Source organism: Streptomyces sp. NPDC012510 (assembly GCF_042955065.1).
Taxonomy (GTDB): domain Bacteria; phylum Actinomycetota; class Actinomycetes; order Streptomycetales; family Streptomycetaceae; genus Streptomyces.
In genome coordinates this window covers 181,610-198,917 of the sequence record NZ_JBIBEN010000010.1, presented here as the reverse complement: position 1 = coordinate 198,917, position 17,308 = coordinate 181,610, and the positions used below count along the sequence as shown (strand labels likewise).

Below are 17,308 nucleotides of genomic sequence, written 5' to 3'. Positions count from 1 at the left end.
TCCGGCGGACCCTACGGCAGTTGCCAGTCCACCGGCTGGGCACCCTGGCGCAGCAGCAGATCGTTGGCCCGGCTGAAAGGACGCGAGCCGAAAAAGCCCCGGTCCGCCGACATCGGCGACGGATGAGCCGACTCGATCGCCGGGAGATCGCCCAACAGAGGCCGCAGATTACGCGCGTCACGCCCCCACAGGATGGACACCAGCGGCTTGCCACGCGCGGCCAACGCCCGAATCGCCTGCTCCGTGACCTCCTCCCACCCCTTGCCCCGGTGCGCCGCGGGCTTGCGCGGGGCCGTCGTCAACGCCCTGTTGAGCAACAGCACACCCTGCTGCGTCCACGGCGTGAGATCGCCGTTCGACGGCCTGGGCAGCCCGAGATCGGAGTGCATCTCCCGGAAGATGTTCTCCAGACTCCCCGGCAACGAACGCACCTCGGGCGAGACGGCGAAGCTCAACCCGATCGCCATACCCGGTGTCGGGTAGGGATCCTGCCCCACGATCAGGACACGGACGTCATCGAAAGGCTGCTGGAAGGCTCGCAGGACGTTCGCCCCGGACGGAAGATAGGTCCGGCCCGCCGCTATCTCGGCCCGGAGGAAGTCCCCCATGGCCGCGACGCGTTCAGTCACAGGTTCAAGAGCCTTCGCCCAGCCTGCTTCAACAAGTTCATGCAAGGGTCGTGGTGCCACGGCGCGTCACTCTACTGGTACGCGCCGCGCCCCGGCACAGCGCAGAAGCCTTCACGCGCGACCGCCGCACGGGGCGTCAGCCTTCCTCCTCATCACGATCTTCGAACGGGTCGAGCAGGTCACACAGCCGGTCACCGGGGAGGAGGAAAGCCTGCATACTCGATACATGGGCCACGGAACTCCCGCGCATGCGGTGGGGCTGTCCTTCTGGGTCGCGGCGGAGGTACGGCCACTGCCGGGCAGCATCCTGAGCATCCACAACATCCACCGGGAGCTCACCACCGACGGTGATCCGACGCCCCGGACCCAGCAGGTTGTGCTGCTGCTCAACAGGGCCACGCGCGGACGCCCCCTGATCCCGATCCTGTGGGGCCGCGACGCCCGCGCCCCGCGCCCCCTACTGGGCGGCCTCCCCTCCATCAAGTCCGCCCACCCCTCCCCCGTGTCCGCCGCCCGGGGCTTCTTCGGCTCCCGTCCCTTCAGCCGCGCCAACGCTCTGCCGACCCGGCAGGGCGGCGCCCCGGAAGACCGGCGTCTGCCATGACCGGAGCGCCCGTCGTCCTCGCCGTGGACTCCGGTGGCTCCGGGCTGCGCGCGGTGCTGGCGCGGGGCACGCGAATGCTCGGCGAGCCGATCGCGTCCGGGGAACCGGTACGGACCGGCGCACGGGGAATCGACGCCGGCCATCTGCTGGAGCAGTTGCTGCCCATGGCGCGGCGGTTGCTCGACGGGACGGGATCCGACCGTCCCGTCGCCGTCGCCGTCGGGGCCGCCGGGTTCGCGACCCTCGGTGACCAGCTGCGTGCCGAACTGCCGTCGGCGCTGGCCCGCGAGTGGGGAGTGCGCCGGGTCGCACTGGTCGCCGACGCGGTCGCCGCGTACACCGGCGCCCTGGGCGTGCGGCCGGGTGCGGTCGTCGCCGCCGGTACGGGGCTCATCGCGATCGGCACGGATCTGGAGCGCTGGCGACGGGCGGACGGCTGGGGGCATCTGCTCGGGGACTGCGGCAGCGGGGCCTGGATCGGGCGGGCGGGGCTGGAGGCGGCGCTGCGGGCGTACGACGGGCGGACCGGCGGTTCGGCCGGACTGCTGGCGCGCGCCGAGGAGTTGTTCGGCTCGCCGGACGGCCTGCCCGGCCGGCTCTACCCGAGATCCGACCGTCCGGCGGTCCTCGCGTCCTTCGCGCCCGAGGTGGCAGCCTGCGCCGGCGACGACCCGGTGGCGGCGGACGTCCTGCGGGCGGCGGCCCGGCACATGGCGGACGCAGCGGCCGCAGTCTGCCCGGCCTCGGGCGAGCCCCAAGTGGCGCTCACCGGCGGCTTGTTCAAGCTGGGCGCCCCGCTCCTCGTCCCCTTGACGGCTGAGTTGACGGAGCGGCTGCCGCAGGCTCGGCAGGTGCCCGCGGAGGGAGATCCCCTGGTCGGGGCCGTGCGCATCGCGGCCGCGCTGGCGGGTGAGGGGGTCGGGTTGCCGTACGACGAGCAGATGTTGTATATCGTGGCTGAAAAATAGTACCTGAAATATGGATCAATTCAGCCTGTCGGACAAGCAGCGCCGTGCTCACCCAAGTAGGTTGCTCAGCAGATAAATGCGGTATCGATCGGCCCTGATCGGCACGTAACTCATCAGACAAATCCGGACGGATACCGCTCACCTGCACCCTCCCCGAACAGGGGAACCCAAGAAACCAGTAACATGCGGCGCCATGAGCTCCCCCACTGGGCCCGCGTCCGGCCTGCCTGTACGAATGCCGCGACCCCGACAGCCGGGGCGGCACCGCCGCCCCGAGCCGTTGGCGGCTCCCGAGGGCGCGCCCGCGCTTGTCCTCGCGGTGCCGGGCACGCCCAGCGCCGCCACGCGCAGCCTCGCCGAGGAGGTCGTGAGCATCGCGCGCTCCGAGCTTCCCGGCCTCGACGCCCGCATCGGTTACGTCGACGGTGACGCCGACGAGTTCCCCACGCTGCAGTCGGTGCTCACGCACGCCGCCGAGGAGCGCACCGCCCGTTACGAGCAGGCCCGCGCCGCCGGTCTGGACGTCAAGGAGCCGGACGGCCTCGTCGCCGTCGTAGTGCCCCTGCTGGCCGGTCCGGACAGCGCCACGCTGCGCCGGATCCGCCAGGCCGTGATGGAGAGCCGGATCGCGGCCGAGCTGACCGATGTCCTCGGTCCGCACCCGCTGCTCGCCGAGGCGCTGCACGTGCGGCTGTCCGAGGCCGGTCTGGCGCGTGCCGACCGGGCCCGGCTGTTCACGGTCGCCACCGCCGCCGACGGCATCGTGCTCGCCTCCGTGGGCGGCGACGAGGCCGTGCAGGCGGCCGGGATCACGGGCATGCTGCTGGCCGCGCGGCTCGCCGTGCCGGTGATGGCCGCCGCCCTCGACCAGGAGGGTTCGATCACCTCCGTGGCCGAGCAACTGCGCTCCTCGGGCTCACAGCAACTGGCCCTGGCGCCGTACCTGATAGGGCCGGAGATCGACGCCGGTCTGATCGAGGCCGCCGCGAAGGAGGCGGGCTGCTCCGCCGCCGAGGCGCTCGGCCCCTACCCGGCGATCGGCAAGCTGGCGCTCGGCAAGTACACGACCGCGCTCGGCATCGCGCCGCAGCAGCCGCAGGGCATGCCGGTCCGTTGAGTCCGGCGCCCTGAGACCGGACCACGCCCCGTACGGCCGAGGGCCCGCTCCTCTCGCAGGAGCGGGCCCTCGGCCGTACGCGTGCCGTCTGTACGCGTGCCCGTCCGTGCGCGTTCCCCTCAGCCGTCCAGGACTACGCAGGCGGCCGCGGGCTCCTCGGTGGAACCGGCGCGCGCCGGGACGCCCGTGCGCGGGTCGACCGTGAACCGGGTGACGTCGCCGGAGCGCTCGTCGGCGCGTACAGCGTCCCGGCGGCGTACGTCAGGGCGCGTGGCCGACGGCCGCCGCGCGGCACGGTCGTCACCAGGCGCGTGTGGGGCCCTCGACCGCGAGGACGGAGAGCACGTCCGTACCTCGGGTGCCCTCCGGACGAAGCGGCCGTCGGGGGACACGGCGACGCCTGAGGGGTACGCGTCGCCCTCCGGGGGCCGGACGGGCTGCCCGGGGCGCGTGGCGCGGTTCCTCAGGCTTCCGCGAGGGAGGAGCCGCGCAAGGGGTGTGACAGTTGCGCGAGGGCCTGTTCCAGGGCGTGGAGGTGGGCGAGGGCCTGGTCGGCGTGTGGGTGGTGAGCCGGCTCGGGCGGGCGGGGCGGGGACGGGTGGGGCGGTACGGCGCCGAGCAGGGTTTCGAGCGTCGACTCGACACGGCGGCACGCGGCGGTGAGACGGGCGCCGTGGGAGGCGTCCGGGTCGGCGGCGACGGTGGCGAGACCACGGGCTTCCCGGGCGCAGTCGTCGAGCAGGGTGAGCACCTGGCGGGCCCGTTCCTTGCGGGAGCGCATCGGGGTGAGCGGATGGACCAGTGGCGCCAGGGACAGGCGTACCCGCCCCAGGAGTGCCTCCAGCTCCGCGACACGCGGTGCCGGGTCCGCCTCGGGGTCCCCCGTCAGGCGCCGGGCCGCCGTCGCGGTGCAGGCGTGCACCGCGTGCAGGGCCCGCCGGACCCACCGGTCGGTGACGGCGTCCGTGGTGACCGGCAGGATCAGCGCCACGGCGAGCGCGGCCCCGGCCGCCCCGACGCCGGTCTGTGCGAGGCGGAGGGCCAGGAGGGGAGCGTCCAGGACGCCGAGCAGGCCGTAGAGCAGGCCCGCCATGACGGTGACGCACAGCATCATCCAGGTGTACGACACGGCGGCCGTGTAGAAGATGCCGAAGACGCAGAGGGCGACCAGTGCGGCGGTAGGGGCCGGGGCACCGTTCAGGGGGACGGCGACCAGGAGGCCGACGAGGATTCCGGTGACCGTGCCGAGGACCCGACGAAAGCCCCGGACCAGGGTCTCACCGCGCGAGGTGGTGTTCACGAAGATCCACCAGGCGGTGCCGACGGCCCAGTACCAGCGGTCTTCGGAGAGGACCTGCCCGACGACCATCGCGAAGGCGCAGGCGGCGCTCGCCTGGAAGGCCTGGCGGGTGGTCGGGCGGGCGAGGCCGCGATCGTCTCCGGGGGCCGGCGCCGGCGCCGGCGGAATGCGTCGCTCGATGCACCAGGCGCCGAAGCGCACGGCCGAGGAAGCGGCCAGTGACAGGGCCATCGCCGTGCAGAGCTCGGGCAGTTGGGAGGGGAGCGCGTGCAGGAACTGGGTGACGAAGAAGGTCATGAAGGCGAAGATGCCGAGCGCGTGACCGCGCGGTCCCCAACGGCGGGCGTGGACGCCGCAGAAGATCACCGCGAGCCAGATCGTGTCGCGCGGGGTCGGCGCGTCGTGCAGCACCGTGGCGAGGGCCAGGACCGGGAAGCCGACGGCGGGCAGCAGCGCGGTGGTGACCGCCTGGTCGCGCACCGTCGGATCGGCGACCGTGAACAGCGCGAGGAGTGCGGTGAGTCCGCCCGTGATCGAGGCCGTCAGCGGCAGGCCCGCCAGTTCCGAGAGGGTCACCGCCAGGGCGATGCCCAGCACCGCGCGCAGCGAGGCACGCAGCCGTAGCAGCCCCGGGTCCGGAGCCATGAACATCCTCTTCACCGTCGGTAGCCCGCCCCTCTCCCTCACCACGGCACCGCGCCCTCACGACATGGGAATGGCGCCGCGGGCACGGACCGGCTTCCTTGCCGTCCTGCGCTGCGCGGCGCCATTGATGGTCAACAGGAAAGCATCGGAGCGTGAATGGCTCAACCCACGTCCACTTAACTGGGCCATTGGTACAGTTTCAGTTGGTCGTCGTCCGGCAGAGGGAGGCCAACGGACCATGCCCGTGGACGAGCTCGACACCCGCATCCTGCGCCTGCTTCTGGACCAGCCCCGCACCAGCGTGCGCGAGTACGCCCGCATCCTGGGCGTCGCCCGCGGCACCCTCCAGGCCCGCCTCGACCGTCTGGAGCGCGACGGTGTGATCACCGGCACGGCTCCCTCGCTCTCCCCCGCCGCGCTCGGCCACCCGGTGCTCGCCTTCGTGCACATCGAGGTCACCCAGGGGCACCTCGACGACGTGGGCGACGCGCTGGCGGCCGTACCGGAGATCGTCGAGGCGTTCTCGATCACCGGTGGCGGCGATCTGCTGACGCGCGTCGTGGCCCGGGACAACGCCCACCTGGAGGATGTGATCCAGGCGCTGATCAGCCTGCCGGGCGTGGTGCGCACGCGCACCGAGGTGGCATTGCGGGAGCGGGTGCCGTACCGGCTGTCGCCGTTGGTGGAGTCGATCGGCCGGACGGTCGCGAACTGATCGCTGGCACCCTGGGGGCATGAGCATTCTCGGTAGCACTGCTGTCATCTTCGATCTCGACGGAACGCTCGTGGACAGCGAGCCGAACTACTTCGAAGCGAGCCGGCGCACGCTCGGCGCCCACGGGGTCACCGGCTTCGGCTGGACGGACCACGAGCGGTCCGTGGGCATCAGCACCCGGGATACGGTCGCGTCCTGGCGGGAGCAATACGCTCTCACCACCCCGGTCGAAACGCTCCTCGCCACCAAGAACCGTCATTATCTGGAACTGGCCCGCGCCGCCACCCGCGTCTACCCGGAGATGCGGAAGTTCGTGGAACTGCTGGCGGCCGAGGGGGCGCCGATGGCCGTGGCCTCGGGCTCGTCGCGCGAGGCGATCGAGGTGATCCTCGACGGCACGGGGCTCGCCGCCCATTTGCGGACCGTCGTGTCGGCGGAGGAGGTCGCGCACGGCAAACCCGCCCCGGACGTCTTCCTGGAAGCCGCGCGCCGGCTCGGTGCCGCCCCCGCCGACTGTGTCGTCCTGGAGGACGCGGTGCCGGGCGCGGTCGCCGCGCACGCGGCCGGGATGCGCTGTGTCGCCATCCCGTATCTCGCCACCCAGGCCGACGATCCGGGCTTCGCGACGGCGGGGCTGCTGGTGCGGGGCGGGCAGGACGCGTTCACGGCCCGGGAGGCGTACGACTGGATCGTGGCGTCGGGTTGAGACGGGACGGGCGGGGCCCGTTTCCGCTGAGGGTGTCGGTGGACCGGGCTCCGGCACGTCGTCACGGCGGGTGAAATGCCGTGTCGTCGATACAAGTCGATATAAGCGGAGTCGCCGTGCCGTCGGGTTCGGGTCAGGCCGCCGTGCCGCGGGCCGCCGTCCGGGCGGGCCGACGCAGGATCCAGCACGTGACCGTGAGCGCGGCGGCCGAGGCGGCCACGCCGAGCACGGTCAGGCCGGTGGCGGCGAGGCTGCCGTCGGCGGCGGCGGTGGGGCCGCCCGCACCGCCGGAATCGCCGGACGTGCCCGATCCACCGGACGTCGAACCGCCGCCGGAGCCGCCGGTGGAGCTGCCGCCGGTCGAGGTGCCACCTTCACCGTTGTCGGTGTCCACCGGGTCCCGGCCGACGAAGGCCGACGAAGGCGACCTGGACCTTGACGAGGAGATCCCCGGGATCAAGTAGACACCGGCCGGGATGGACCGCCGGCCCGTCCGCAGGACTGCGCCCCCTCATTTCTCCGGGCTCCGCGAACTCATGTGTCGAAGTCGACCGTCAGAGTCTCCGAGACCGGATACGACTGGCAGGTCAGGACGTAGCCCGCATCGACCTCGGCGGGTTCGAGGGCGAAGTTGCGGCGCATGTCGGCCGTGCCGTCGGTGACCTGGGCGCGGCAGGTGCCGCAGACGCCGCCCTTGCAGGCGAATGGCAGGTCGGGGCGGGTGCGTTGGGCGCCTTCCAGGATGCTCCGTTCGCGGGGGAGCGCGGCCGTGGTGGAGCGGCCGTCGAGGGTGACGGTGACCTCGCTGACCGGGCCCTCGGCGGCGGTCTCCTCGTGCCGTGCCTCACGTACGGGTTCGTCGTCGGCGTGGAACAGCTCCTGGTGGACACGGTCGGCGGGCACGCCGAGCCCCGCCAGGACCCGCCGGGCGTCGCGGACCATGCCGTGCGGGCCGCACAGCCACCAGTGGTCCGCCGTCTCGACGTCGACCAGTGCGTCGACGAGGGCGGAGAGCCGGTCGGCGTCGAGGCGGCCCGAGAGCACCTCGGCCTCGCGGGGTTCGCGGGACAGGACGTGGGCGAGCTGGAAGCGGGCCGGGTACAGGTCCTTGAGGTCGGCCAGCTCGTCGGCGAACATCACGGTGCCGCTGCGGCGGTTGCCGTAGAAGAGGGTGACCGTCGAGCGGGGGTGCTCGGCCAGCACGGACTCGGCGATCGACACCATGGGGGTGATGCCGGAGCCCGCCGCGACCAGCACGTGGTGTTCGGGCGTGCCGAGGTCGGGCGTGAAGAGCCCGGTGGGTGCCATGACCTCGACGGTGTCACCCGGCCGCACGTCATGCACCAGCCAGGACGAGAACAGCCCACCGGGCACCACACGCACCCCGATCCGCGGCGCCGAACCGGCCGCCGAACAGATCGAGTACGACCGCCGCTCGTCCCGCCCGTCGATCTCCCGCCGCAGCGTCAGCGACTGGCCCGGCGCGAACCTGAACTCCTCCGCCAGCTCGGCCGGGATCTCGAAGCCCACGGCGACGGCGTCCTCACAGAGCGGGCGTACCGAAGCGACCTGGAGACGGTGGAAGGCGGGACGGCGACGGACGCGCGGGGGAACCGCCGGGACGACGGAGCCGGCCGGGGCGGACCCACCGCGCGCGGCGGAAGCGGCGGTGGAGACTGCGGCACGCGCGGACGACACCGGAACGGGTGGCACCGGAGCGGCCGCCACAGGAGCGGCCGATGCGGAGGGCGCGCCCGGGACGGCCGCCCCCTGCGCCGCGGCAGCCGACGCCGACGCGCCCCGCTCCCCCGGTGCCCGAGTGGTGAGGGCCGTCGGGTCGGCCGGCGGTGCCGGCCGCGGGTGGCCCGGCGACTCCTCGCGTCGCCTCGTCGGCTCTTCCCCAAGGCCTTCCATCAGATCTCCTTGACGTGCTCGAACGGCTCGCGGCAGGTGCGGCAGCGGTGCAGGGACTTGCAGGAGGTGGCGGCGAAGCGGGAGGTCTCCTCCGTGTCCGCCGAGCCGCAGCGGGGGCAGGCGACCGTGCGTCGGGTGGGTGACAGCAGGAGCGGGACCGGGCCGCGGGGTGCTTCGCCGGGCGGGGCGATGCCGTGTTCGGTCAGCTTGCGGCGACCCGTGTCGGTGATCCAGTCGGTGGTCCAGGGCGGGTTCAGGACCGTGCGGATCTCCACCCGTGCGTAGCCGGCGGCGCGCAGCCGCGCCGCCACGTCGGCGCGCATCTCGGCCATGGCGGGGCAGCCGGAGTAGGTCGGAGTCAGGCTGGCGATCACCGTGCCGTCCTCGGTCAGCTCGACGTCCCGCAGAACCCCGAGGTCGGCGAGGGTCAGCATGGGTAGTTCGGGGTCAGGCACCTGCTCCGCGACACGCCGGGCGCGCCGCACCTCGGTCGGGGCGGTCACCATGTCGCCTCCGGGTGTGCGCGGGCCACGCTCTGCAACTCGGCGAGCAGCGGCGCGAGATACTCGGTGTGGTCGCCGGTGCGGCCTGCTCCCGGCAGCGGCCGGTACACCGGCATGGGCAGCCCGGCCGCCTCGGTGACCTGGCGGAGCACGGCGGCGACCTCCTCCCGTACGTCGCACGCGGTGAACAGCTCACCGAAGTAGGGCGCCACTCGCTCCATCGCCCCGCGCATCCGTCGGTGCGACTCCTCCGTGCCGTCCCCGAGCCGCACGGCCCATTCGGCGGCGTACTGCCGGTGGTACGTCAGCTCCTTGACGCCCTTCGCGGCGATCGCGGCGAGGACCGGGTCGGGGTGCTCCACCAGCCGTTCGAAGTGCGCGAGGCGCCAACTGGACAGGACGAGGAGCCGGACGATCGAGAACGCGAAGTCACCGCCCGGCAGTTCGGCCAGGCGTACGTTGCGGAAGTCGTCGGCGTCCCGGAAGTAGGCGTACGCGTCCTCGCCGCGCCCGGTGCCGTCGACCTGACCGGCGCGGGAGTACAGCAGACGAGCCTGGCCGAGGAGGTCGAGGCCGATGTTGGCGAGGGCGACCTCCTCCTCCAGCTCCGGGGCACGGGTGGTCCACTCGGCGAGCCGCTGGGCGCTGACGAGGGCGTCGTCGGCCAACGCGACGCAGGAGGCGGCCAGTTCACCCGTGTCGACGCCGTTCGGCACGGCGGTGTCGACACCGTGCAGGGGGTCCTCGAAACCGGTGCCGTACGCCCAGCGGGTGTCGTCATCGTGTCCCTCGGCGAGGGTCAGGTAGACGTGGTCGTCACTCATGCCTGCTCCTCGGGCCTAGATGTGCGGGACGTCGTCGGGGATGTCGTAGAAGGTCGGGTGGCGGTACACCTTGTCCGCGCTGGGCTCGAAGAACGGGTCCTTCTCGTCTCGGGTGGAGGCGGCGATGTGCTCGGAGCGCACCACCCAGAGGGAGACGCCCTCGTTGCGGCGGGTGTACAGGTCGCGGGCGTGGGTGAGGGCCATCTGGTCGTCGGCGGCGTGCAGGGAGCCCACGTGGACGTGGTTCAGGCCGCGCTTGCCGCGTACGAAGACCTCGTACAGCGGCCAGTCGCCCTTGTTCGTGCCGGTCATTCCGCCGTCCCCTTCCGGGCTCGCTCGCTGCGCTTCGCCGCGTGGGCGGTGGCCGCCTCGCGCACCCACGCCCCCTCCTCGTGGGCGGTCCGCCGCCGCTCCATCCGCTGGTCGTTGCAGGGGCCGTCCCCGGTGATCACGCGCTTCAGTTCGTCCCAGTCGGGGGTGCCGAAGTCATGACGGCCGCGCTCCTCGTTCCACCGCAGGTCCGGGTCGGGGAGCGTGACGCCGAGCTTCTCGGCCTGGGGGACGGTCATGTCGACGAAGCGCTGGCGCAGCTCGTCGTTGCTGTGCCGCTTGATCTTCCAGGCCATCGATCGCGCCGAGTTGGGTGAGGCGTCGTCGGGCGGGCCGAACATCATCAGCGACGGCCACCACCAGCGGTCGACGGCGTCCTGGACCATCGCGCGCTGGGCGTCCGTCCCCCGCATCATCGTCAGCAGCAGCTCGTAGCCCTGTCGCTGGTGGAACGACTCCTCCTTGCAGATCCGCACCATCGCGCGCGCGTACGGCCCGTAGGAACTCCGACACAGGGGAACCTGGTTGCAGATCGCCGCGCCGTCCACGAACCAGCCGATCACTCCCACGTCGGCGAAGTTCGCCGTCGGGTAGTTGAAGATCGACGAGTACTTCTGCCGGCCCTCGATCAGCCGCCGGGTGAGATCCGCGCGGTCGGCTCCGAGCGTCTCCGCCGCCGAGTACAGATACAGCCCGTGGCCCGCCTCGTCCTGGACCTTGGCGAAGAGGATCGCCTTCCGGCGCAGCGAGGGCGCGCGGGTGATCCACTCGCCCTCGGGCTGCATGCCGATGATCTCCGAGTGCGCGTGCTGCGCGATCTGCCGGACGAGCGTCTTGCGATAGCCCTCCGGCATCCAGTCGCGCGGCTCGATCCGCTGGTCCCGCGCGATCGTCGCGTCGAAGTGCGCCTGGAGCGCGTCCTCGGTCCCCTGTGGTGCGTCCTGGGGTGGCACCCCGGCGGAGTGTGTCGTCATCGATACCAGCTTCCCACCGACCAACCGACCATTCGTTCGGTTTCAGTGTGCCGCGATTCCCCCGCCCGGGCAAGCCCCCCTACGTCCGCGAGCCGATGACCGGGCGGCCCCGGCCGGTCCCGGCGGCGTCCGGGTCCCGCCCCGGCGGCCGCCGGGGCGCGGGGAACCACGCGCCCCGGCAGACACGACTGACGGCCGACCGACCGCCCTCGGCGACGGCTGCCGCTCAGAGCCCCCGGTGGACGACATGTCCTCCGGTCACCGTGAGCAGCACCGGCGCCTCGGCGACCTCGTCGGCCCCCGCCTCGACGGGATCGACGCCCAGCGCCGTGAGGTCGGCCCGGAACCCCTCGGCGATACGGCCGGCGGTATGTCCCTCGCCCGCGGCCAGCGCCGCGTGCGTGGTGCAGCCCTCCAGCGCCTGCAGCCCCGTGAGTCCCGCCCCGGAGGACGCCGCGCCCTTCGGCCCCCTGGCCGTCGCCAGCACGGCCCTGGCGTCATGGTGGGCGATGGGCCAGTCCGAACCGAGAGCGACGACCGCGCCGGCCTCCCGCAGGTCCCGCAGCCGCCAGCCGCGGAGGGCCCGCTCCTCGCCCAGCCGCACGGACCACTCGTCGGACAGGTCGGCCCGCGTGAAGTCGGTGTGCGGGGGCTGCATGGAGGCGATGACCCCCGCCTCGGCGAACCTGGCCACCAGCTCGTCGGGCACCGACTCGATGTGCTCCACCCGGTGCCTGAAGCGACCACCAGGCCCCAACGACGTGACGGTGTCGAGGACATGGCGTACGGCGGCGTCCCCGATGGCATGGGTCGCCGTCCGTACCCCGGCGTGATGCAGTCGCCGCAGCGCGTCGCCGTACGCCGCCGGGTCGGGCCAGAACGCGTCGGTGCCCTGGCCGTGGCAGTCTGGGTGGTCCAGCCACGCCGTGCCGCCCTCCACGGTGCCGTCCATGAAGAACTTCACCCCGCCGATCCGCCAGTGCCGTCCGCCCCGGCCCTGGAGCGCGACCAGTTCGGCCAGGTCGTCCGCGTCGACGCCGGGCATGCACCAGGGCGCGAAGCGCAGCCGCAGCGGCAGTACCGACTCCTCGGCGACCGCGCCCACCAGATCGGGGTCGCCGAGGTCCATGACATGGGCACCGGTGAGGCCGGTGGCCGCCATCGAGCCCAGCAACTCCGCCAGCCGGACGCGCCGCTCGGCGTACGACGGGCGGGGCATGACGGCCTGGACGAGTTCCATCGCGGCGTGCTCGACCAGGTGTCCGGTGAGCCGTCCGTCGACGTCGACGGCGAGGTGCGACCGCTGGGCGAAGGCGCGCGGACCGGTGATGTCGGCGGCCTTCAGGGCGGCCCCGCTCACCAGGGCGGAGTGGCCGTCGTACAGGCGCAGGAAGGCGGGCGCGCCGTCCAGGACGTCCTCGACGAGGGCGCGGTCGACGGTCCGGCCGCCGAAGACGTTGTGGTCCAGGCCGTAGCCGAGCACCCAGCCGTCGACCCGTTCTCCGGAGGCGAGCGCGGCGCACAGCCCGTCGAGGTCGCGCACGGCGGTGAGGTCGATGCCGGTGGCCATGTCCAGGCCCCACACGGGGTGACTGTGGCTGTCGACCAGGCCGGGCACGAGCCGGCCGCCGCCCAGGTCCACGATCTCGGTGCCGGATCCGCGCCAGTCCCGTACGTCCGCCTCCTCGCCGACGGCGGCGATCAGGCCCTCGCGGACGGCGACCGCGGTGGCGTACGGCCGCTCCGGGTCGAGGGTGCGGACGTGGGCGCCGGTGACGACGAGGTCGGCGGTGGGCATGGAGTGGTCTCCTCCTGGGACGTTCGAGGGAAAGGGAGCGGCGGCCGGTCGGTGCGGTGTCAGTCGGCGGCTTCGGCCGACGGTTCGGCGGCGAAGTTCGCGTAGACCTCGGGCCGGGCGCGGCGCAGCCACCACCCGAGGGCGACTCCGACGAGGAGCACGGCCGGGACAAGGGCAGCGAGGACGGTGTTGACGGTGGTGGAGGCGCCGGTGAACTGGTCGAGGTGGGTGACGACCAGGGCGATGGCGCCGGTGAGGAGCACCGCCGCGACGACCGGGGCGACGACCGTGCGCAGGGCGCCCTCGGTGTGGGCGACGCGCCGGAAGTAGAAGGGCACGGCGAGCGCGGCGAGCAGTTGCAGCAGCAGCAGGGCGAGCATGCCGGGCGTGTTCACCCACAGCAGCAGCTGCGTGTACGGGTCGGCGCCGGCCGCGGCGAACCCGAGGACGACGACGGCGCCGAGGACGGTCTGGGCGATGCCCGCCACGTACGGGGAGCGGTGGCGGGGATGGACGCGGGCCAGGGCCTTGGGGAGGATCCCCTCTTCCGCGAGGGCGAGACCGTAGCGGTTGATGGCGTTGTGGAAGGCGAGGAGGGAGGCGAGGACGCTGGTGACGATGAGGATCCGCATCAGGTCGGCCGCCCAGGGGCCGACGTAGGTGGTGATGGCGGAGAAGAACAGGTCGGCGGGGTTGGCGCCGGCCGCCGCGATGACCTGTGCGTCGCCGAAGGCCTGGATGACCGTCCACACGATGAAGGCGTAGAACAGGCCGAGGAAGGTGATGGCGAGATAGGTGGCGCGCGGCACCGTACGGGCGGGGTCACGGGCCTCGCGGCGGTAGATCACGGTCGACTCGAAGCCGGTGAACGCGGCGAACGCGAAGGCGAGTACGGCCACCATGCCGGGGACCATGATGTTGCCTGGTGCGAGGGAGGCGAGGGAGAGGCCGTCGGCGCCGCCCTCGACCAGCACTCCCCCGGCGAGCAGCACGAGGATGCCGGTCTCGGCGACGAGCAGGACGCCGAGGAGTTTGGCGCCGAAGTCGATGGACCGGTAGCCGGCGTATCCGATGAGCAGCAGGCCCACGAGGGAGACGGGCAGCCAGGGGATGCCGGTGCCGAAGAGGGCGCGGGCGGTGTCGCGGGTGGCGGTGCCGAGCAGGCCGTAGACGCCGATCTCCATGCCGTTGTAGCCGATCAGCGCGAGCAGGGCGGCGCCGATGCCGGCCCGGCGGCCGAGGCCTCGGGTGATGTACGCGTAGAAGGCGCCGGCGCTGCGGACATGGCGGCTCATGGTGGTGAAGCCGACTGCGAAGACGGCGAGCGTGAGGCCGGCGAGGAGATAGCCGGCGGGGGCGCCGATGCCGCCCATCAGGATCGCGAGGGGGGCGACGCCGGCCATCACGGTGAGCGGGGCGGCGGCGGAGACGACGAAGAAGGCGATGTCGGTGGTGCCGAGGGAGCCGGAGCGGAGGGACGGGGCCGGGGAGGCGGCTCTCTCGGCGGGGGCGGCGCCGGTGAAGTCGGTGGCGTCCGGGGCGTCGGGGGTGACAGACACGAGGGGAAAGTCCCTTCTGGCTGCGGGCAGGGACGAGCGTACCGAGCGGGCGGGGATGACCGGGGCCGGTAAACCTAAAGGCTTTCGGTTTTCGCAATGTAGCCTTCACATGGACTACTGGGAAGACCCCGGAGGGACGGACACCATGGGACGGCCGCGCACACCCCTGCTCGACAGGGAGCGCATCACCACCACCGCACTGGAACTCCTCGACGCGCAGGGTGAGTTCAGCGTCCCGCAGATCGCGCGGCGGCTCGGGGTGCAGACCGGCTCGGTGTACCACCACGTGGACGGCCGCGACGGCATCGTGGAACTGCTGCGCGAGCGGGTCACGGAGGGCATCGACGTCTCCGCCCTCGACGTCCGCCCCTGGGACGAGGCCCTCGCCGCCTGGGCCCGCTCCTATCGCGCCGCCTTCGCCGCCCACCCCCGGGCCATCCCGCTCCTGATGACGTCACCGGTACGGGCTCCGCACGTCCTCGAACAGTACGAGCGGGCCGTCGTCCTGCTGCTGGAGGCGGGTTTCCCCCTCCCGGACGTGATGCCGGTGCTGGTCGCCCTGGAGAACGTCGTGCTGGGTTCGGCCCTGGATCTGGCCGCCCCCGTGACCATGTGGGAGATCGCCGACGAGTCGGTCACGCCCCGCCTCGCCGAAGCCCTGGAGGCCGCAGGCGAGGGCCGCGCGGACGCGGCCTTCGAGCTGGCCCTCGACGGCTTCCTCGCCCATGCGCGACTCAGGCTGGAGGCGTGCACGCGGGCGTAGGGGGACACCATCGCCCCCGGGCCCCGGCCGAGGGCCGGGACGGCTGGGGCCCGGTACTGCGCAGGGACCGGGATACTGCCGGGGAGGCCGGGCGGGGCACGATCGGGACCGAGTGGCAAACCCGGGCCGGGTGGCGTACGGGGCCGGGGCTTATGGGACCGGGGCGTATGGGACCGGGTGACGTCCGGCGCCCGGTGACGTACGGGACCGGGGACGTCCAGACCGAGTGGCGAACCCGGACCGGGTGGCGTCCAAGACCGAGTGGCGTACGGCACCCGGTGACGTCCGGGACCCGGGGCGTACGGGACCGGGTGACGTCCGGAACCCGGGGCGTACGAGACCGGGTGACGTCCGGAACCCGGGGCGTCCGGCACACCCGGTGGCGTCCGGCACCCGGTGGGCGTGCGGGGCCGGGTGGCGTGCGGGAAAACTCCGGTGCGCCGGTTCGTACACCTCTGCGATCATTCCCGAATGGCGCAGAGTCCCGAATCGCTGGTCATCCGGCACACCCACCGCCTTCCCACCCCCAAGGGGTCCGCCGGCGAAGGCACCGCCGCCGCGCGGCAGTTCGACGCCGCCCTGATGGACGTGGGCTTCAAGCTCTCGGCGGAGCTGTTGGAGCGGTTGTCGGGGCTGTCCGGTGCCGCCGTCCTGCACATCGCCCGGCGGACGCTGCGCACCGTGCGCGAGATGGTGGGCGACCATGTCCGGCACAACGCGTACTTCATCGACTTCCCCGCCGGCGTGCCGGACACCGAGGAGTTCTGGATGCGGTGCGTGGCGAAGGCCCTCGGTGACGAGAAGTCGCGTGAGGGCGTGCTGACGCAACTGGCGCACGGGGTGGTGGATCTCCTCAGTCTCCCCACCTACGGCAGGTACCAGCACACCTACGAGGAGATGCTCGCGGCGCAGGACGAGTTGATCGCCTCGGCGGGCGACCGCGTGACCGTCCTGCACCTCGGCCGGGACCTCGACGAGGAGCTCACCGAGCTGTACCTCGCCCTGGCGGGCAGCACGACCCCGCTGGGCGAGGAGCACCTGCGCGACCTCATGACCCTCGCCGGGCAGTGTGTGAACGGCCCCCAGCCCGAGGCGATCCCGGTCCGGGAGAACCGGGCGGTGGTCAACGAGGCCCGACTCGGCATCGGCGCCGACCTCCTGCTGGACACTGTCACCGACGTGCTCCGGCTGGCCTGCGCGCTGTCGGGCGGTGATGTGACGCTGCAGGAGCCGACCCGGTTCCGGGCGCTGTCGCGGCCGGTGCGACGGGCACTCCTCGCGGGCCTGGACGCCGTGGTCGCCGCGAACCCGGCGAAGCTCGCCGACGTGCACACGTACCGGGAGCCGTTCAAGCGGCTCGGTGAGCGTCTCCACCCGCACGAGTACCCGCGCTGGCCGCACGCCGCCGACGTGTTCGCAGTCGCGCGGGGCGAGAAGGAGGCGCGGTCCTTCGACAGCCGGGTGGAGAAGCTGCTCGACGACTTCGACATCACCGGTGCGGCGAAGCTGCTGAAGTCCGCCCCCGGCAAGCTGTTCCGCGCGCTGGACCTCGTGCTGCGCATCGCCGCCGACCAGGCGGAGCGGGACGCCGTGGTGGCCGCCGCGGTGGAGGTCGCCCCCGAGGTCTCCGGCCGGGTCCTCCTCTCGGTCCGGGAGCACTTCCACAACCGGGACCGGGAGACCGACCGACCCCGTGTCTTCGTCAACCGGCGGGGCCGCGCCTGGGTGACGCCCGACTACCGCCCGGTCGTACCGGCCGCCGACCGGGACCGTCTGATCGCCGCCCTCGACGCCGAGACGCGGCGTCGCCTCCCCTCGCCGGCCCGGCTGTTGGTCGACCCCGACGTCCTGGACGTGGGCCGGCCGCGCCCCCGCCCGGGCCCCCCCCCCCCGCCCCGCGCGCGGGCCCCGCGGGGGGGGGGGGGGGGGGGCGGCGCCCCCGGGCGCGGCGTGGGGTGG

At 73.0% G+C, this 17,308-nt stretch carries 15 protein-coding genes and 2 pseudogenes; 7 read left to right on the top strand and 10 right to left on the bottom strand.

Going from position 1 to position 17,308, the window contains the following annotated elements; all coding sequences use genetic code 11:
- Positions 1-11 precede the first annotated feature (11 nt).
- The gene (locus ACFY9I_RS20450; protein ID WP_391003482.1) at positions 12-689 is read right to left on the bottom strand and encodes a uracil-DNA glycosylase; all 678 of its coding nucleotides are present in this window, start codon (positions 687-689) and stop codon (positions 12-14) included.
- A gap of 178 nt (positions 690-867) precedes the next feature.
- Here ACFY9I_RS20450 and ACFY9I_RS20445 point away from each other — a divergent pair.
- From ACFY9I_RS20445 to ACFY9I_RS20435, 3 genes and pseudogenes are all read left to right on the top strand, one after another.
- A pseudogene (locus ACFY9I_RS20445) lies at positions 868-1,233 on the top strand (uracil-DNA glycosylase); the annotation flags it as partial.
- A complete protein-coding gene (locus ACFY9I_RS20440) occupies positions 1,230-2,201 on the top strand; it encodes a BadF/BadG/BcrA/BcrD ATPase family protein (RefSeq protein ID WP_391003480.1) in 972 nt (323 codons plus the stop codon). The pseudogene ACFY9I_RS20445 and the gene ACFY9I_RS20440, both read left to right, overlap by 4 nt.
- A gap of 193 nt (positions 2,202-2,394) precedes the next feature.
- A complete protein-coding gene (locus ACFY9I_RS20435; protein WP_391003479.1) occupies positions 2,395-3,318 on the top strand; it encodes a sirohydrochlorin chelatase in 924 nt (307 codons plus the stop codon).
- Positions 3,319-3,781: 463 nt separating this feature from the next.
- Here ACFY9I_RS20435 and ACFY9I_RS20430 read toward each other — a convergent pair whose 3' ends face one another.
- Positions 3,782-5,269 (bottom strand): FUSC family protein, encoded by a 1,488-nt coding sequence (locus ACFY9I_RS20430; protein WP_391003477.1) that lies wholly within the window; start codon positions 5,267-5,269, stop codon positions 3,782-3,784.
- 232 nt (positions 5,270-5,501) lie between these two features.
- On the opposite strand from ACFY9I_RS20430, the gene ACFY9I_RS20425 reads away from it, so the two are divergent.
- Both ACFY9I_RS20425 and ACFY9I_RS20420 read left to right on the top strand, forming a co-directional pair.
- Complete coding sequence (locus tag ACFY9I_RS20425) at positions 5,502-5,978, top strand: Lrp/AsnC ligand binding domain-containing protein (RefSeq protein ID WP_391003475.1); 477 nt, start codon at positions 5,502-5,504, stop codon at positions 5,976-5,978.
- 19 nt (positions 5,979-5,997) lie between these two features.
- Entirely contained in the window at positions 5,998-6,684 is a 687-nt protein-coding gene (locus ACFY9I_RS20420; protein ID WP_391003473.1) for an HAD-IA family hydrolase, read from the top strand.
- Between the two features lie 133 nt (positions 6,685-6,817).
- Here ACFY9I_RS20420 and ACFY9I_RS20415 read toward each other — a convergent pair whose 3' ends face one another.
- The 8 genes from ACFY9I_RS20415 to ACFY9I_RS20380 form a co-directional block, all read right to left on the bottom strand.
- Positions 6,818-7,078: a hypothetical protein gene (locus ACFY9I_RS20415; RefSeq protein ID WP_391003471.1), complete on the bottom strand. Its 261-nt coding sequence runs from the start codon at positions 7,076-7,078 to the stop codon at positions 6,818-6,820.
- Positions 7,079-7,218: 140 nt separating this feature from the next.
- Positions 7,219-8,598, bottom strand: a complete 1,380-nt coding sequence (paaE, locus tag ACFY9I_RS20410) for a 1,2-phenylacetyl-CoA epoxidase subunit PaaE (protein ID WP_391003469.1) — start codon at positions 8,596-8,598, stop codon at positions 7,219-7,221.
- Positions 8,598-9,104 carry a 1,2-phenylacetyl-CoA epoxidase subunit PaaD gene (paaD, locus tag ACFY9I_RS20405; protein WP_391003467.1) on the bottom strand — a complete coding sequence of 169 codons (507 nt, stop codon included), beginning with the start codon at positions 9,102-9,104 and terminating at the stop codon, positions 8,598-8,600. Before paaD ends, paaE begins: the two co-directional genes overlap by 1 nt.
- Positions 9,098-9,925, bottom strand: a complete 828-nt coding sequence (paaC, locus tag ACFY9I_RS20400) for a 1,2-phenylacetyl-CoA epoxidase subunit PaaC (protein ID WP_391003465.1) — start codon at positions 9,923-9,925, stop codon at positions 9,098-9,100. The genes paaD and paaC overlap by 7 nt, the downstream gene beginning before the upstream one ends.
- 15 nt (positions 9,926-9,940) lie before the next feature.
- Positions 9,941-10,237 carry a 1,2-phenylacetyl-CoA epoxidase subunit PaaB gene (paaB, locus tag ACFY9I_RS20395; protein ID WP_086785833.1) on the bottom strand — a complete coding sequence of 99 codons (297 nt, stop codon included), beginning with the start codon at positions 10,235-10,237 and terminating at the stop codon, positions 9,941-9,943.
- Complete coding sequence (gene paaA / locus ACFY9I_RS20390) at positions 10,234-11,229, bottom strand: 1,2-phenylacetyl-CoA epoxidase subunit PaaA (RefSeq protein ID WP_391003463.1); 996 nt, start codon at positions 11,227-11,229, stop codon at positions 10,234-10,236. The genes paaB and paaA overlap by 4 nt, the downstream gene beginning before the upstream one ends.
- 226 nt (positions 11,230-11,455) lie before the next feature.
- Positions 11,456-13,027 carry an amidohydrolase family protein gene (locus ACFY9I_RS20385; protein ID WP_391003461.1) on the bottom strand — a complete coding sequence of 524 codons (1,572 nt, stop codon included), beginning with the start codon at positions 13,025-13,027 and terminating at the stop codon, positions 11,456-11,458.
- A 59-nt stretch (positions 13,028-13,086) separates the two neighbouring features.
- On the bottom strand, positions 13,087-14,586 hold the full coding sequence (locus tag ACFY9I_RS20380; RefSeq protein ID WP_391003459.1) for an amino acid permease: 1,500 nt from the start codon (positions 14,584-14,586) through the stop codon (positions 13,087-13,089).
- Positions 14,587-14,731: 145 nt separating this feature from the next.
- On the opposite strand from ACFY9I_RS20380, the gene ACFY9I_RS20375 reads away from it, so the two are divergent.
- Together ACFY9I_RS20375 and ACFY9I_RS20370 are read left to right on the top strand one after the other, a co-directional pair.
- A complete protein-coding gene (locus ACFY9I_RS20375) occupies positions 14,732-15,349 on the top strand; it encodes a TetR/AcrR family transcriptional regulator C-terminal domain-containing protein (RefSeq protein ID WP_391003714.1) in 618 nt (205 codons plus the stop codon).
- A 471-nt stretch (positions 15,350-15,820) separates the two neighbouring features.
- Positions 15,821-17,308 (top strand): annotated as a pseudogene (locus tag ACFY9I_RS20370) (hypothetical protein); the annotation flags it as partial.

Coding starts and splice junctions, on each gene's coding strand:
- ACFY9I_RS20420 (WP_391003473.1), top strand. CDS start 5,998: ATGAGCATTCTCGGTAGCACTGCTGTCATCTTCGATCTCGACGGAACG.
- ACFY9I_RS20385 (WP_391003461.1), bottom strand. CDS start 13,027: ATGCCCACCGCCGACCTCGTCGTCACCGGCGCCCACGTCCGCACCCTC.
- ACFY9I_RS20430 (WP_391003477.1), bottom strand. CDS start 5,269: ATGTTCATGGCTCCGGACCCGGGGCTGCTACGGCTGCGTGCCTCGCTG.
- ACFY9I_RS20440 (WP_391003480.1), top strand. CDS start 1,230: ATGACCGGAGCGCCCGTCGTCCTCGCCGTGGACTCCGGTGGCTCCGGG.
- paaE (WP_391003469.1), bottom strand. CDS start 8,598: ATGGAAGGCCTTGGGGAAGAGCCGACGAGGCGACGCGAGGAGTCGCCG.
- paaA (WP_391003463.1), bottom strand. CDS start 11,229: ATGACGACACACTCCGCCGGGGTGCCACCCCAGGACGCACCACAGGGG.
- ACFY9I_RS20375 (WP_391003714.1), top strand. CDS start 14,732: ATGGGACGGCCGCGCACACCCCTGCTCGACAGGGAGCGCATCACCACC.
- paaC (WP_391003465.1), bottom strand. CDS start 9,925: ATGAGTGACGACCACGTCTACCTGACCCTCGCCGAGGGACACGATGAC.
- paaD (WP_391003467.1), bottom strand. CDS start 9,104: ATGGTGACCGCCCCGACCGAGGTGCGGCGCGCCCGGCGTGTCGCGGAG.
- ACFY9I_RS20425 (WP_391003475.1), top strand. CDS start 5,502: ATGCCCGTGGACGAGCTCGACACCCGCATCCTGCGCCTGCTTCTGGAC.
- ACFY9I_RS20435 (WP_391003479.1), top strand. CDS start 2,395: ATGAGCTCCCCCACTGGGCCCGCGTCCGGCCTGCCTGTACGAATGCCG.
- paaB (WP_086785833.1), bottom strand. CDS start 10,237: ATGACCGGCACGAACAAGGGCGACTGGCCGCTGTACGAGGTCTTCGTA.